We start from the raw sequence: 13267 nt of genomic DNA, 5'->3' as shown, positions 1-13267 counted from the left end.
GCTGAACACTCTTTCTCCGTCATTCCGGTTCAAGGCTGGAATGACGGATGCGGGCGAGCCGCATCACATTTTTCTCTCCGCTGCTCTACGCCGGAATTTTGACGATTACCCGCAATCCGCCCATCGGGCTGTCGTCCAGCGATACGTCACCGCCATGGCTGCGGGCGATGTCGCGGACGATGGAGAGGCCGAGCCCGGTGCCAGAGGCGTTGAGGTTGCGTGCCTCGTCCAGCCGGAAGAACGGCTTGAAGACATCCTCCCTTGACGCTTCCGGAATACCCGGCCCGTCATCATCAAACGTCATGATGATGGAGCGTGGCGCCTTGCGGATGTCGATATGGAGCTTGCTGGCATAGCGCCGGGCATTCTCCGCGAGATTGGCGACGAGGCGGGAGAGGGCATTCGGGCGCGCGATGATCTGGTCGATATTATATAGCTCGTAGCTGAATTTCTTGCCGTGCAGCTCGAAATCATAGTCGATTTTTTCCAGAAGTGCCGGAAGCTCCAGCGTGCCGACATCCTCCTCGACATCGGTGCGGGCAAAGGTGAGGTAGGCCTCCAGCATCGACTGCATATCCTCGACATCCTTGTCCAACCCTTCCAGATCAGGATTGTCGCCGGCAAGCGCGAGTTGCAGCTTGAAACGGGTGAGGATGGTGCGCAGGTCGTGGCTGACACCGTTCAGCATGGCAGTGCGCTGTTCCATCTGCCGCTCGATGCGTTCGCGCATCAATATGAAGGCAAGACCCGCCCGCCGCACCTCGTCCGCGCCACGTGGGGAATAGGCGCTGATCTTCTGGCCCCTGCCGAAATTTTCGGCCGCCTTGGCAAGCGCTTCGATAGGCTTGATCTGCCCGCGCAGGAACAGGATGGAAATGGCGATCAGAACCAGCGATGCACCGACCATCCAGACAAGGAAGATATGCGTGTTGGAGGCATAAGCGGCGCTGCGGCTGGTAAAGACGCGGAGCGTCTTGTCTTCGAGCTGGACACGTATTTCAACCAGGGAACCGTTGCCATAAGTATCGATCCAGAATGGCCGGCCGATTTGCTGGGTCAGCTGATTGGCGAGGATCGTATCCAGAATGGAAAACAACGGTTCTGGTCTCGGGGCCGGCAAATCGGCCTTCGGCTCGATGTAGATGCTGAGACCCAGCTTCTCGCGAGCGATGCGGATGACGCGCTGATAGTCGTCTTCTTCCTCATCAGTTTGCAGAAGCTCGATGATCGCTGCGATATCGCGCGTTACGGCGGAGGAAAGGCGCTCGGTAACCAGCTGCCAGTGACGCTCCATGAAAACGGCCGCGACAACGCCCTGAAGCAGGATCATCGGCAGGATGATGATCAGCAGCGAGCGCGTATAAAGCCCGGTGGGCAGCCAGTGGCGAAGCCATCTGGCAAATGCGCGCCAGGTCTTCGCTACGCCGCTATTCCTGACAGTGATTAGAAAATCGAGGCTCGCCATGGCTGTGCGCCCGCCTTTCGTTTGTCCTTGTCAATCCACGCTCAGGCGGTAGCCGATGCCACGCACCGTTTGCAGATAGACCGGGTTGGCAGGGTCGTCCTCGATCTTGCGGCGAAGGCGGTTGATCTGCACATCGATTGTTCTTTCGCCCACTTCGGATTCCGCCTCGACCAGCTCGTGCCGTGGAATGGTATCGCCGGCGCGAAGCGCAAAGAGCAGCATGATCTCCTGTTCGCGATCCGTCAGGCGGATCGTTTCAGCGCCGCGCCGCAATTCCTTCCTGGGGATAGAGAAGCTGTAGGGGCCGAACATGATCTGTTCGATCTTGGGCGTATCCGGCGAAGTGTTGCGTCGCAGGATGTTGTTGATACGAAGGACAAGTTCGCGCGGATCGAAAGGCTTCGCTAGATAATCATCCGCGCCGGCTTCCAGCCCAGCAATTCGCGAATCCGCCTCCGAGCGGGCGGTCAGGAGAATGACCGGCACGGATTTGTTCTCATTCAGCGAGCGGGTGAGCGAAAGCCCGTTTTCCCCCGGCATCATCACGTCGAGAATGAGAAGGTCGAAACGGATGCCTACCATCTTGCGCCGGGCTTCTGCCGCATCGGCTGCGACGGAGATGCGGTATCCCTTGTCGCCGAGGAAACGTTGCAGAAGATTGCGAATGCGGGCGTCGTCATCGACGATCAGAAGGTGGGCCGCATCGTCATCAGCGGGGGGGAGTTTTGTCGTTGCCGTGGCCATCGTCAGTCGCCTTCCCCCGGTGTCGGGCTGCGCATCTGCGCCAGAAACTTGCGAACGCAGGCGCGGGCGTCGGGTCCAAGCCCTTCCAGCGCACGGTCGATCCGGCGCGACTGCGGCTCGCTCAGCGCCAGCGCCAGTTCGCGCCCTGTCAGCGTCGGATAGAGCCTGCGCTGGCGGCGGTCTTCCGGGCCAGCCATCTGGCGGATATAACCGTCGTCGATCAATTGCTTGAGCACGCGGGCAAGGCTCTGCTTGGTGATCTGCAGGGTGTCGAGCAGATCCGCCACCGTCATGCCGGGCTGCCTGCTGACGAAATAGACCACCCGGTGATGCGCGCGCCCATATTCCAGTTTCGAAAGAATGACATCTGGATCGGAGACGAAATCGCGATACGCGAAGAACAGCGCCTCTATCGTATCGAAGTCGATCTTGCCGTCGTCAACCTTCGGGAGTGCCGGTGTCTGCTTGGCGGCTGCGGTTTTGAGCGATTGCGGTGGCACTGCGGTTCCTTCATATTCTGCGGCTGACATGCGTCGATGCGCCAATATTCTGTAAACATAGCCGAAAATGCGTCCGCTCGGGAGGATGCCGCGATCATTTTCTGTTGCGGTGGATAATATGCTGCGGGTGCCGGTGCAACTGGAATCCTGACTGACCTTTACCGTAAATAGAAAAGAGCGCGGAAAGCCCGCGCTCTTCATTGGTTTCATGCTGCCGGTATCGAGTTCGCGTCTACTGGTAGACGTAGACAATCCGGCGCGTCGATGGCTCCACCAGAACCGGCACGTCGTTTACCTGAACGTAGCGATACTGGTAATCAGGGATTTCCACGAGCCGGGTATCGGAGGGCAGGGTGCTGCCGACCGCTACCTCGCCATCAAAGGTGACAGTGTCCGCAGGGTGCTCGTCAATATAGGAGATGACTGTTTCGGGCGGATTGACTTCACCAACGCGGCCAAGGTTCGGATCGCCGGGGTTGGGTTCTGCCTGTACGCTCGAGGTCTTCTCGTAAGTCACGACCGGCACGCTGATATCGGAGCGGCGCTGTTCGAGAATGACGGGAGAGCCCTCATACATAACATTCAGATAATCTGCATGTGCCCAGCCGCGCAGGCCGTTGACTTCGATGCGGCACCAGCTGCTGCCGTCCATGCAGCCATCCAGAACCGCGTTGCTGCCACGGGTGGCAAGGCCAAGCTCGGGATAATCCTCGCCTGGGCCCGAGCGAACGGAAACGTCCGATGCTGTTGTGGCGACCATGGCGGCGTTTGCGTAACCGGCCATCAGGGCGAAAGCGCCGCCAGCCATGAGCATTTTAAGCGTCTTGTCCATGTGTCTCACTCCTTTAAAGACTGGACCTACAACTAAAGACTGGACCTACAACGTCGCAGCCTTCAGGGCGTTCCACATTTTTCACAGATACCTCCCGTCTCGAGCGGGAAAATTTCCGATATCTAATTGGATTAACTCATAGTTTTTAGAAGTAGCAAGGTCACCGGAAACCGTTGCTTTTTCCTCCGCCATTGTGCCGGAACCGGCCGCAGGCTATAGGAGGCGGGATTTGTCAGACAGGGAGACACGGGATATGGGAAAGTTGCAGGCGGGCATTATTCCGGTCACGCCGTTCGAGCAGAACTGCACCATTCTCTTCGATGAGGATACGAAGGAAGGCGTTGTCGTCGATCCCGGTGGGGATGTGGATGTCATTCTTCAGGTGGTTTCCGAAAACGGCATCGCGCTCAAGGAAATCTGGCTGACGCACGGCCATCTCGACCATGCCGGCGGCGCCAAGGAACTGCGCGAGAAGCTTTCCCTGCCGGTGATCGGCCCGCATGAGGACGATCGGCCGCTGCTCGAGAGGATCGAGACCCAGGCCCAGAAATACGGCATCAGCGGTCTTCAGAACGTTTTGCCGGACAGGTGGCTGAATGAGGGCGACACGGTATCTTTCGGGGATCATGTCTTTGAAGTCTACCATTGCCCGGGTCACGCTCCAGGTCACGTCATCTATTATAATCGCGACCAGCAATTCGCCCATGTCGGCGATGTGCTGTTTGCGGGGTCGGTGGGGCGTACCGACCTGCCGGGCGGGAACCACGAGCAATTGATGGCGTCCATTCGCGACAAGCTGCTGCCGCTGGGTGATGATGTCGGATTTATCTGCGGCCATGGCCCCGGCGGGCGGCTTGGCGAGGAGCGGCGCACCAACCCCTATCTCAAGGGGATCTGAGTTTCCGGGCGCGTATTGGCGCCTCCGGATTGGGCATAAAAAAACCCGGCATTCCTGCCGGGCTTCAACTAGAAATGAAAGCCGTTTTAGGGTTAGCCAGCAATCTGCAGATTGACTGCCTTCGGGCCCTTGCCGCGACGATCCGGTTCCGTGTCGAAGCTCACTTTCTGATTTTCTGAAAGTCCGGACAGGCCGGAAGCCTGTACGGCAGAGATATGAACAAAGATATCAGCGCCACCATTGTCTGGCTTGATGAAGCCGAAGCCTTTGTCTGTGTTGAAGAATTTTACGGTGCCAGTTTCGGCCATGCATCAGGTCCTTTTCGCTCTGCCCGCGTTCAGCTACAGGCAGCATTACAGTTTTGCCCCGCGAGGGCGTTGGCAGGCAGCTCTTGACTATTGAGAAAAAGGACCTTCACAGCGGGAAGTAATGGCGTTCTCATCCAACGTTTTTCGTCCCACCGCCCGAGGTTTATAGCGTCCCCAGTGCGCAAATTTATAGGCCTTCCCATGCTCGCAAATTGCCCGAACCGCAGTAGATTGCTGCGTTTATGGAAAATTGGCAAGCAAAAGTTTTCACGGGCTTTTTGTCGGATAAAAACCTGCGGTAGAATTCCTGCGCGTAGTCGCACATTTTTTCCGCATATTTGATAATTGATGAAATAATTGCCGGTTGCCTTCGGTTTCCGGGCAAAATTTTGAATGCGGCGGTACGATTTTTCCTCGAAACAGAAAAATCAGTTCTTTCTGCGTTAGGCCGTTCCAACGACGGTTTTTTGCCGTTTACGCGTCAGTTCCGGCACCAGTTCGACGATCAATATAGCGGCGAAAATAATCACGCAGCCGATATAACCGGCGTTGGAAATGGTTTCCTTCAGGAAAATCGACGCCAGCAAGGCTCCGAAAAGTGCCTCTGAAGAGAGAAATATCGCAGCCTGCGGCGCGGTCGTATACCGCTGGGCGACGACCTGCAAAACGAAGGCGAGGCCGGAGGATACGAGGCCGACGTATAGAATTTCCGCCAGCGACCCTTCTATGGACGCCATGCTGATGGGTTCTACCGCAAGGCCGATCATGCAACTCAAGAGAGAGCAAATCGCAAACTGAGTGCATGACAGCGCAAGCGGCCGTCCGCTTTCGGAAACGAAACGACCTGCAAGCGTAATCTGGATTGCCCAGAAGAAGGCGCAGATGATGCTGAGAATATCGCCCTGCGTCAGCGTCTCGAGTGCGCCGCCCGAGAGCAGGAATATTCCGCCCAGCATCATCAGGGCGCCGGGCCAGACGATCCAGTGGGGATGGCGCCGGTAAAGAACGACGGCGATCACGGGTACGAAGATGACGTAAAGTCCCGTCAGGAAGCTGGAATTCGTGACGGTTGTAGTCAAAAGCCCGACCTGCTGCGTCGTCGCGCCGCCGAACAGGGCGAGGCCCACAAGGATGAAGCCGCCGATTTCCCTGCGACGTGGCGGCGATTTTTTCGAGCGGTTTTCCATCAGGGCGAATGGCAGCACGGCGATGGCGGCAATGGCGAAGCGTAAACCGACGAACCAGAATGGCCCGATCGAGGCCATGGCGGATGATTGTGCGACGAAACCGCCTCCCCAGATCGCCGCGGCGAGCAGAAGCAGCATGTTGGCCTGAATACGCGTCATTGATGGCACCAGCACAGCAGGGGCCCGAAGATCATTCCGTCGCGGCCTTGGCATTTCGGGGATTTTTGAAACGTCGTTCTGACGACTTCCCCTGTGCTTTAGCAGCAACACGCCGATGCCGCAAGTCGAGGAGAGGGCGGCTTACTTGTGGCGGCGGGCCTCGTCCTTCAGGCTTCGCCGGGTGAGCGCGAGGCCGCCTATGCCGAGGCTTATGAAGGCTGCGGCGGAGAAGATAACCAGCAACAGGTGGCCGCCCGCCCGCGCGGTTGCCGTCACCTGCGGAATAGAGGATGTCTGCAGGGTGTCGATTGCCTGAGAGGCTGCATTGGCCGAGGTTGCGATCCCGGCGGCCATGGTGACGACGACAAGAAAGGCGGCAATGGCCATCCAGAGGGAAAACAGCGTTCTCTGCGCCCTTAACCGTTCAACTGATGTCCTGTCGTTGGTAAACATGGCGATCGCCTCTTGTCCCTGTTCTCAAAGGATAAAAGAGGCTTCGAAATGGACGGCTTGGAGACCGAATTCAGGCGTTCCGCAGTATTTATTGTGGCAATATCGTGGCAAAGCCGATTTCGAGACAATTTCGCTGTCAACGGCCTCAAAGGCCGCGTTTTCCGAAGGTTCGGGTCTGGCGCAGGGTATGCGGCTCGGCGAGGCGGTCTTCACGCGGGAATGCCGGTGTCGCAGTACTTCTGTCCGACCTTGGCGAGGGTGAAAAATATCCGCTGCCGAGTTCGGGAAAGCGAGCGTCGAAACTCGTCGGCGCTAGTTCGGGTTTTGCCAACACGTATCCCTGCATCAGCAGGACGCCGAGGTCCTCGCAGATATCCACCTGCCTGCCGGTTTCCAGTCCTTCGAACACCGGCTCTATCCCATCGTCGCGAAACTGGCTGACGATGACGCGCAGAAGGGCGGCGCCTGCCGAATTCTGCATGAAATCACGCACCCAGCCTGCCTCGAATTTCACATAGTCCGGCTTGATGAGTTTCACCCGGTCAATGTCGGAATCGCCCGCGCCATAATCGTCCAGCGCCACGCGAAAACCGATGTCATGCATATGATAGGCGAAGTCGGCGACCATCTGCGTATCGGAGACTTTTTTCTCGGAGATTTCGCAGACGATGCGGTCTGCCGTCATGCCGGCCTCGTGGGCGGTAAGGCGCATGCGCTCCACTTCCTGACGCATCTTGGCCGGGGTCTGGAACAGGCCCGGATGGAAGTTGACGAAGACGCGGGCGCGCGAACGATTGAGCCTGCCGGTATTGAGAATGTGGATCGTGCGCAGAATACTGTCGATATTCTCTATATCTTCAGGCGCCACCAGCGAGAAGAATTCACCCGGTGTCACAGGTTCGCCGTTGCGATGGGGGCGCACCAGACCCTCGAAGGAATCGATGTCGAGAGCGCCGTTCATCGTTCGGCGAAAGATGGGCTGCAGGGCGGATTTCAAGTTGAAGGTGCCATAGGCCGTGGACCATGTGCCATCGACCTCGCGGACAAGACTGGAAAAGATGCTTTTGGGCGCCATTTTTCAACCAGCTACAGAGACACGACCTCTAGCCGGAGAATATAGCGCATCAAGCGTTACTTCCGGGTTAAGGAAGGTTTAAATTCTTCCCCGTGTCACATATGCTGCTTTTGACCTTGAAAGAGCGCCTGTCTTTCGACATAGAAAATGCCGCAGAAGACAGGATTTTCCGCCTCTGCCGATGTCAACCACAACAGGACCGATTAAAAATGGCCTTCCTTGCCGACATTCTCTCCCGCGTAAAGCCATCCGCCACCATCGCTGTTACCCAGAAAGCCCGTGAGCTTAAAGCGAAGGGCCGCGATGTGATCAGCCTTGGCGCCGGCGAGCCGGATTTCGATACGCCCGAAAACATCAAGGAAGCCGCCATTGACGCCATCAAGCGCGGCGAAACGAAATACACGCCCGTTTCAGGTATTCCTGAACTGCGCAAGGCGATCGCCGACAAGTTCAAGCGCGAAAACGGTCTGGACTACAAGCCGGAGCAGACCATCGTCGGAACCGGTGGCAAGCAGATCCTTTTCAACGCCTTCATGGCCACTCTCAACCCGGGTGACGAAGTCGTCATTCCTGCACCTTACTGGGTCAGCTATCCGGAAATGGTGGCGATCTGCGGCGGTACGCCTGTCTTCGTCGACACGACGCTCGAAGACAATTTCAAGCTGAAGCCGGAAGCGCTGGAAAAGGCGATCACGCCGAAGACCAAGTGGTTCGTTTTCAACTCGCCGTCCAACCCTTCGGGCGCTGCCTATTCGCATGACGAGCTGAAGGCATTGACGGACGTGCTGGTCAAGCATCCGCACGTCTGGGTGCTGACTGATGACATGTACGAACACCTGACCTATGGCGACTTCAAATTCGTCACGCCGGTTGAGGTGGAGCCTTCGCTCTATGACCGCACGCTTACTATGAACGGCGTCTCCAAGGCCTATGCCATGACCGGCTGGCGTATCGGCTATGCAGCCGGCCCGCTGCCGCTTATCAAGGCCATGGATATGATCCAGGGCCAGCAGACCTCGGGCGCCAGCTCGATTGCTCAGTGGGCGGCTGTCGAAGCGCTGAACGGCACGCAGGATTTCATTCCGGCCAACAAGAAGATTTTTGAAGGCCGCCGCGATCTCGTCGTCTCCATGCTCAACCAGGCGAAAGGCATCAATTGCCCGGCTCCGGAAGGCGCATTCTACGTCTATCCGTCCTGCGCCGGCATGATCGGCAAGACCGCGCCGTCCGGCAAGGTCATCGAGTCGGATGTGGATTTCGTCTCCGAGCTTCTGGAAGCCGAAGGTGTTGCCGTCGTGCAGGGATCGGCGTTCGGCCTCGGCCCGAACTTCCGCATTTCCTACGCCACGTCGGAAGCACTGCTGGAAGAGGCCTGCAAGCGCATCCAGCGCTTCTGCGCCGATTGCCGCTGATCGGTCTAGGATATTGAATAACAAAGCCCGGCAGCGATGCCGGGCTTTTTTTGTTGCGGCTAAAGCCCGAGAAACAACAGCATGATGAAGGTGGCGAAGAGGATGAAATGCGTCATTCCCTCGATCGCGTTGGTTTCACCGTCATTGAGGTTGATGGCGGCGGCGATGAGGGTGATGAAGACCATGACCGTCTGAACCGGGGTCATCGCCATGATGAACGGCTGACCGGTGTAGAGTGCGATGCCCTCCATCACGGGGACGGTGAGGATGACCGTCGAAAGCGATGCGCCCATGGCGATATTGACCACGGCCTGCATGCGGTTGCGCAATGCGGACCTGAGCGCGGTCAGGATTTCCGGTGATGCGGAGATCGTCGCGACCACGACGGCCATCAGTGCCGGTGGCGCGCTTGTGCCCTCGAGGCTCTGGCTTAGGAAGGCCGCCATGAATTCCGCCAGCACGCCGATCAGTACGACGCCCGCGATGATGAGACCGATGGAGAGGGACACGCTGCCCTCATCCTCGTCCTCCGTGTGATCGCCGGATGGATGACCGCTGGGATGAGCCTTGCGGGGATAGGCGTAGCTGAAGAAATAGCTGTGCGGACCAACCTGCATTTTCAGGAACAGCGCATAAAGCGCGATCATTGCGAAGATGGTGAAGGCGGAATAGACGTGCCAGCTTTCCTTTGGGATGAATTCCGGCACGATCATCGAGATGCCCATGGCAGTCAGGATCATGACGCCGTAGGTCTTGCCTGAATCGTCATTGTAGGGCTGCTCGCCGTGGCGAAGGCCTCCCAGCAGGGCGGCCAGTCCCAGAATGCCGTTGATGTCGATCATCACGGCGGAATAGATCGTGTCACGCACGAGCGTCGGCGAATTGGATTCGCTCATGATGATGGCAAGGATCAACACTTCCACCGCCACGGCAGACAGCGTCAGTATCATCGTGCCATAGGGGTCGCCGACCTTGGCGGCGAGGATTTCGGCGTGGTGGGCAACCCGCATCGACACCAGAACGATCATCCCGATCAGGGCGATCGCGGCAATCAGCGACGCCGTTTTGCCGGCCTCGAATATCGCATGTTCGGCCATATAGGCGACGGCTGCCACCGGTATTGCCAGCAGCAACATGCGCTCCTGCTTTAAAATAGAACCGGCCATCGATTTCCCTTCCCCTGAGAGTGTGAGGCTGTGACGTATCGTCGTTAAGATCAAGCAGGATTTGCGCTTGAGTGCTTTTGGTAGGATAGTGTTACGGTCAAGGACATGCTGCTCATGCCGTGTTGTCCCCCGTTGGGTGCAATGCTTGAAGCGCGGTTGTGGTTGCGATGTCGCCTACTGAAACAGGAGGAACATGCATGACAAAAGTGGTATATGAAGTCGTGGAACATGACGGTGGCTTCGCCTACCGCATGAACGGCGCTTATTCCGAAACATTTCCTACCTATGCCGATGCGGTCGAGGCCGCGCGCATCGTTGCTGCCGAACAGCAGGTGGGCGGCGATGACGAGGAAATCAGCTATCAGGACGAACGCGGCCAGTGGCATGAGGAATACAGCCAGGGCGGCGACCGGCCGGAGGCGGAAGTGGTCGACAAGATTTCACCGCCGGCCAGACCGTTTTGATGGAGTGCGTCAACATTTCCGGTGAGAACAGCATCACCATCCATGCTTCGCCGGTATGTCTTGCGGATTTGCGGGCGCAAGGCCGTGCGGCATCGATGCTGTAATGGCGCTAGCGTCGTTGCGGCGGGGCGCCCGGATCGGTTTCCTTCAGGTGGGCCTTCAGGCCGTCGACAAGGGCGCTGAACACGGCACGGCATCGCGGCGAGGTCTTGAGATTTTCATGCATCGCGACCCATGCGTGCAGCGGGATGTCGGTTTTCGGAAGGACCTGGACAAGCCGCGGATCCTTGCGCGCGAGGCCGATCTGACAGACGCCGATGCCCGCGCTGGCGCGGATCATGGCAAGCTGGGCGAGGTTGCTGTCGGCGCGAATTTCGAAAGAAATTTCTTCGATATCGGGTATTTCCGGATCGAGCGAGCGCATGCGCTGGATCGCCGCCCTGATGAAAGGCGTCTTGCGGTCGAAACCGATCATACGGTGGTTGTTCAGTTCTTCCATGTTTTTCGGGATGCCGGCTCTTGCCAGATAATCGCGTGTGGCATGAAATCCCAGACGGAAATTGCCGATATAGCGCATGACGATGGCATCCTGCTGCGGTTCGGTCATGCGGATGGCGATATCAGCCTCGCGCCGCAAAAGGTCTTCCAGCGTGTCGGAGAGTGAAAGTTCTATTTCAAGCCGGGGGTGAATCTCCTGCATGGCAGCGATGATCGGCGGCAGCATTTCAACGCCGATGATGTCCGATGCACTGATACGAACGGTTCCTTCGATCTTGCCGACCTCGCCGGAGGCCGCCCGCATAAGGGCCGCAGCCGTCGCCGCCAGATTTTCCGCATAGGGCCGGAGCGCCAGCGCCGCTTCCGTCGGCATCAGCCCGTGCGGCGAGCGGATGAACAGCGGAAAGCCGATGGCCTCTTCCAGCGCTCCGATATGGCGCCCAGCTGTCGGTTGGGTAATGCCGAGTTCGCGGGCGGCGGCGGAAAGCGAGCCGTCGCGCAGCACGCTGAGGAAGGTGCGGTAAAAATCCCAGCTGACATCGCGGCTTCTGATTATAAGATTTTGTATAGCGGCTCCACTCATTTGGACAATTTCGTATATCGCCTGATGGCCCGATACTCCAGCCCAGAAGAAGGAGTAATGGCAATGATATATGAAATCCACGCAAATACAGCAGAGAATAACCGGCCTCTGGCGCTGATTGTTGGGGCGAATGGTGGCGTCGGCAGCCATGTCTCGAAGATGTTGTTGCAGCGCGGCTGGCGGGTGCGGGCGATGACTCGCCGATCGGCACCAGTTGATGCCGTCGATGGCGTCGAGCGCGTGATTGGTGATGCCATGAACCGGGAGGATGTGGTGAAGGCGGCAAAAGGCGCCGGGCTCATCGTCCATGCGGTCAATCCTCCGGGATATCGCAACTGGGACAGCCAAGTGCTGCCGATGCTCGACAATACCATTGCCGCTGCCGAGGCCTGCGGGGCAAGGATCGTGTTTCCAGGCAGCATCTATAATTTTGGCCCGGATGCCTTTCCGCTTCTGACGGAGGACAGTCCGCAAAAGCCTTTCACCCGCAAGGGCGGCTTGCGCGTTGAAATGGAGCGGCGTTTGAAAATGGCGTCGATGCGCGGCGTGCCGGTCCTGATCGTCCGCACCGGTGATTTCTTTGGTCCTGACGCGAAGAACAACTGGTTTTCGCAGATGCTGGTGCGACCGGGCAAGCCGGTTCGCAGTGTTCAGAATCCAGCAGTACCGAATGCCGGGCATCAATGGGCCTATCTGCCGGATGTTGCGGAGATAATCGGACGGCTGCTCGATCGCTCGGACGAGCTTCAGACGTTTGCCGTCTACCACATGGAGGGTGTCTGGGATTTCGACGGGCTGCAACTGGTTGGGGCAATCGAGCGGGCCGTCGGCCATCCGGTCAAGATGCGGCGGCTTTCGTGGTTAGCCGTCGGGCTGGCTGCACCGTTCGTTCCCCTGTTCCGCGAAGTCATGGAAATGAAATATCTCTGGCAGATGCCGATCCGGATGAGCAACCGCAAGCTTGTCGAATTCCTCGGCGCGGAACCGCGAACGCCGATCGATGCGGCAGTATCGGAAACACTGGCGAGCCTTGGGTGTCTCGCCGAGGTGCAGCAACCGGCGGGCCTTCATCATGCGACCGATGCCGGGGGTAGGGTGTGATGCTTACAGTGGCTAATGGATTTTCCCGGCGGCGCCGTATGTTCGCCGTGATTTCGGCAGGCGTGCCGGTGTTGATTTTCGCGCAGGTGCTGCTGGCCGGGCTGTCGATCTATTATGACGGATCGCTGCTTGTGGTTCACAAAGGGCTTGGCATGCTGATCGCCGTTCCCATTGTATCTCTAGTCGTGCTCGCCCTTCGTCATGATGACCTCCGGCCAAACCTTGGGCGCGCGCTCGTGCTGCTCGCTCTCTACTGCCTTCAGGTGGCGTTGATGAGCATCGGTCGGGAAACGGGCAGTGGCTTTCTGCAGGCGCTGCATGTGGCCAACGCCTTCGTGATGGGCGCATTTTCAGACTTTGCTTCGCGGAAGGCGCGAGGCCTTTCCTGAAACGGCAAAACGCCGCAACGCTGTGGAGCGGTG

15 protein-coding genes are annotated in these 13267 nt (G+C 58.2%); 5 read left to right on the top strand and 10 right to left on the bottom strand.

The genetic code is table 11. The annotated features are described in order from the left end of the window. Positions 1-85: 85 nt before the first annotated feature. The 4 genes from G6L97_RS08950 to G6L97_RS08935 form a co-directional block, all read right to left on the bottom strand. A complete protein-coding gene (locus G6L97_RS08950) occupies positions 86-1465 on the bottom strand; it encodes an ATP-binding protein (protein WP_080798043.1) in 1380 nt (459 codons plus the stop codon). A gap of 30 nt (positions 1466-1495) precedes the next feature. Beyond that, positions 1496-2209 (bottom strand): response regulator, encoded by a 714-nt coding sequence (locus tag G6L97_RS08945; protein ID WP_003513441.1) that lies wholly within the window; start codon positions 2207-2209, stop codon positions 1496-1498. A gap of 2 nt (positions 2210-2211) precedes the next feature. After that, positions 2212-2739 (bottom strand): MarR family winged helix-turn-helix transcriptional regulator, encoded by a 528-nt coding sequence (locus tag G6L97_RS08940; protein WP_174002850.1) that lies wholly within the window; start codon positions 2737-2739, stop codon positions 2212-2214. A gap of 202 nt (positions 2740-2941) precedes the next feature. Beyond that, a complete protein-coding gene (locus tag G6L97_RS08935) occupies positions 2942-3541 on the bottom strand; it encodes a DUF1236 domain-containing protein (RefSeq protein WP_003513439.1) in 600 nt (199 codons plus the stop codon). 253 nt (positions 3542-3794) lie between these two features. Here G6L97_RS08935 and G6L97_RS08930 point away from each other — a divergent pair, with 253 nt between their 5' ends. After that, the gene (locus G6L97_RS08930; protein ID WP_111783585.1) at positions 3795-4439 is read left to right on the top strand and encodes an MBL fold metallo-hydrolase; all 645 of its coding nucleotides are present in this window, start codon (positions 3795-3797) and stop codon (positions 4437-4439) included. A 92-nt stretch (positions 4440-4531) separates the two neighbouring features. Here the strand turns inward: G6L97_RS08930 and G6L97_RS08925 are convergent, their stop codons facing one another. From G6L97_RS08925 to G6L97_RS08910, 4 genes are all read right to left on the bottom strand, one after another. Further along, a complete protein-coding gene (locus tag G6L97_RS08925; RefSeq protein ID WP_003494703.1) occupies positions 4532-4747 on the bottom strand; it encodes a cold-shock protein in 216 nt (71 codons plus the stop codon). Between the two features lie 443 nt (positions 4748-5190). Next, positions 5191-6093, bottom strand: coding sequence for a DMT family transporter (locus G6L97_RS08920; RefSeq protein WP_111783584.1), 903 nt, complete (start codon positions 6091-6093; stop codon positions 5191-5193). A gap of 141 nt (positions 6094-6234) precedes the next feature. After that, positions 6235-6546, bottom strand: a complete 312-nt coding sequence (locus G6L97_RS08915) for a hypothetical protein (protein ID WP_083211489.1) — start codon at positions 6544-6546, stop codon at positions 6235-6237. A 145-nt stretch (positions 6547-6691) separates the two neighbouring features. Then, complete coding sequence (locus G6L97_RS08910; protein WP_035198647.1) at positions 6692-7621, bottom strand: EAL domain-containing protein; 930 nt, start codon at positions 7619-7621, stop codon at positions 6692-6694. A 209-nt stretch (positions 7622-7830) separates the two neighbouring features. Between G6L97_RS08910 and G6L97_RS08905 the strand changes: the two genes are divergently transcribed. Continuing rightward, entirely contained in the window at positions 7831-9033 is a 1203-nt protein-coding gene (locus G6L97_RS08905; protein ID WP_003513431.1) for a pyridoxal phosphate-dependent aminotransferase, read from the top strand. Positions 9034-9092: 59 nt separating this feature from the next. On the opposite strand, the gene G6L97_RS08900 is transcribed toward G6L97_RS08905, so the two are convergent. Next, positions 9093-10199, bottom strand: coding sequence for a calcium:proton antiporter (locus G6L97_RS08900; protein WP_111783583.1), 1107 nt, complete (start codon positions 10197-10199; stop codon positions 9093-9095). A gap of 197 nt (positions 10200-10396) precedes the next feature. Here G6L97_RS08900 and G6L97_RS08895 point away from each other — a divergent pair, with 197 nt between their 5' ends. Beyond that, a complete protein-coding gene (locus G6L97_RS08895; RefSeq protein ID WP_003513427.1) occupies positions 10397-10663 on the top strand; it encodes a DUF2188 domain-containing protein in 267 nt (88 codons plus the stop codon). A 109-nt stretch (positions 10664-10772) separates the two neighbouring features. Here G6L97_RS08895 and G6L97_RS08890 read toward each other — a convergent pair whose 3' ends face one another. Further along, on the bottom strand, positions 10773-11744 hold the full coding sequence (locus G6L97_RS08890) for a LysR family transcriptional regulator (RefSeq protein WP_019565231.1): 972 nt from the start codon (positions 11742-11744) through the stop codon (positions 10773-10775). Positions 11745-11807: 63 nt separating this feature from the next. On the opposite strand from G6L97_RS08890, the gene G6L97_RS08885 reads away from it, so the two are divergent. Together G6L97_RS08885 and G6L97_RS08880 are read left to right on the top strand one after the other, a co-directional pair. Then, positions 11808-12845 carry an NAD-dependent epimerase/dehydratase family protein gene (locus G6L97_RS08885; protein WP_111783642.1) on the top strand — a complete coding sequence of 346 codons (1038 nt, stop codon included), beginning with the start codon at positions 11808-11810 and terminating at the stop codon, positions 12843-12845. Then, on the top strand, positions 12845-13234 hold the full coding sequence (locus G6L97_RS08880; protein ID WP_111783582.1) for a DUF6220 domain-containing protein: 390 nt from the start codon (positions 12845-12847) through the stop codon (positions 13232-13234). The genes G6L97_RS08885 and G6L97_RS08880 overlap by 1 nt, the downstream gene beginning before the upstream one ends. The last annotated feature ends 33 nt before the right edge of the window (positions 13235-13267 follow it).

Source organism: Agrobacterium tumefaciens, assembly GCF_013318015.2.
In the GTDB taxonomy this organism is placed as follows: Bacteria; Pseudomonadota; Alphaproteobacteria; order Rhizobiales; family Rhizobiaceae; genus Agrobacterium; species Agrobacterium tumefaciens.
This window is presented reverse-complemented; position numbering and strand designations above follow the sequence as displayed.

Bases quoted from the DNA above. Each gene is read 5' to 3' on its own strand.
- G6L97_RS08950 (WP_080798043.1), bottom strand. From the start codon at position 1,465: ATGGCGAGCCTCGATTTTCTAATCACTGTCAGGAATAGCGGCGTAGCG.
- G6L97_RS08945 (WP_003513441.1), bottom strand. From the start codon at position 2,209: ATGGCCACGGCAACGACAAAACTCCCCCCCGCTGATGACGATGCGGCC.
- G6L97_RS08940 (WP_174002850.1), bottom strand. From the start codon at position 2,739: ATGTCAGCCGCAGAATATGAAGGAACCGCAGTGCCACCGCAATCGCTC.
- G6L97_RS08935 (WP_003513439.1), bottom strand. From the start codon at position 3,541: ATGGACAAGACGCTTAAAATGCTCATGGCTGGCGGCGCTTTCGCCCTG.
- G6L97_RS08930 (WP_111783585.1), top strand. From the start codon at position 3,795: ATGGGAAAGTTGCAGGCGGGCATTATTCCGGTCACGCCGTTCGAGCAG.
- G6L97_RS08925 (WP_003494703.1), bottom strand. From the start codon at position 4,747: ATGGCCGAAACTGGCACCGTAAAATTCTTCAACACAGACAAAGGCTTC.
- G6L97_RS08920 (WP_111783584.1), bottom strand. From the start codon at position 6,093: ATGACGCGTATTCAGGCCAACATGCTGCTTCTGCTCGCCGCGGCGATC.
- G6L97_RS08915 (WP_083211489.1), bottom strand. From the start codon at position 6,546: ATGTTTACCAACGACAGGACATCAGTTGAACGGTTAAGGGCGCAGAGA.
- G6L97_RS08910 (WP_035198647.1), bottom strand. From the start codon at position 7,621: ATGGCGCCCAAAAGCATCTTTTCCAGTCTTGTCCGCGAGGTCGATGGC.
- G6L97_RS08905 (WP_003513431.1), top strand. From the start codon at position 7,831: ATGGCCTTCCTTGCCGACATTCTCTCCCGCGTAAAGCCATCCGCCACC.
- G6L97_RS08900 (WP_111783583.1), bottom strand. From the start codon at position 10,199: ATGGCCGGTTCTATTTTAAAGCAGGAGCGCATGTTGCTGCTGGCAATA.
- G6L97_RS08895 (WP_003513427.1), top strand. From the start codon at position 10,397: ATGACAAAAGTGGTATATGAAGTCGTGGAACATGACGGTGGCTTCGCC.
- G6L97_RS08890 (WP_019565231.1), bottom strand. From the start codon at position 11,744: ATGAGTGGAGCCGCTATACAAAATCTTATAATCAGAAGCCGCGATGTC.
- G6L97_RS08885 (WP_111783642.1), top strand. From the start codon at position 11,808: ATGATATATGAAATCCACGCAAATACAGCAGAGAATAACCGGCCTCTG.
- G6L97_RS08880 (WP_111783582.1), top strand. From the start codon at position 12,845: ATGCTTACAGTGGCTAATGGATTTTCCCGGCGGCGCCGTATGTTCGCC.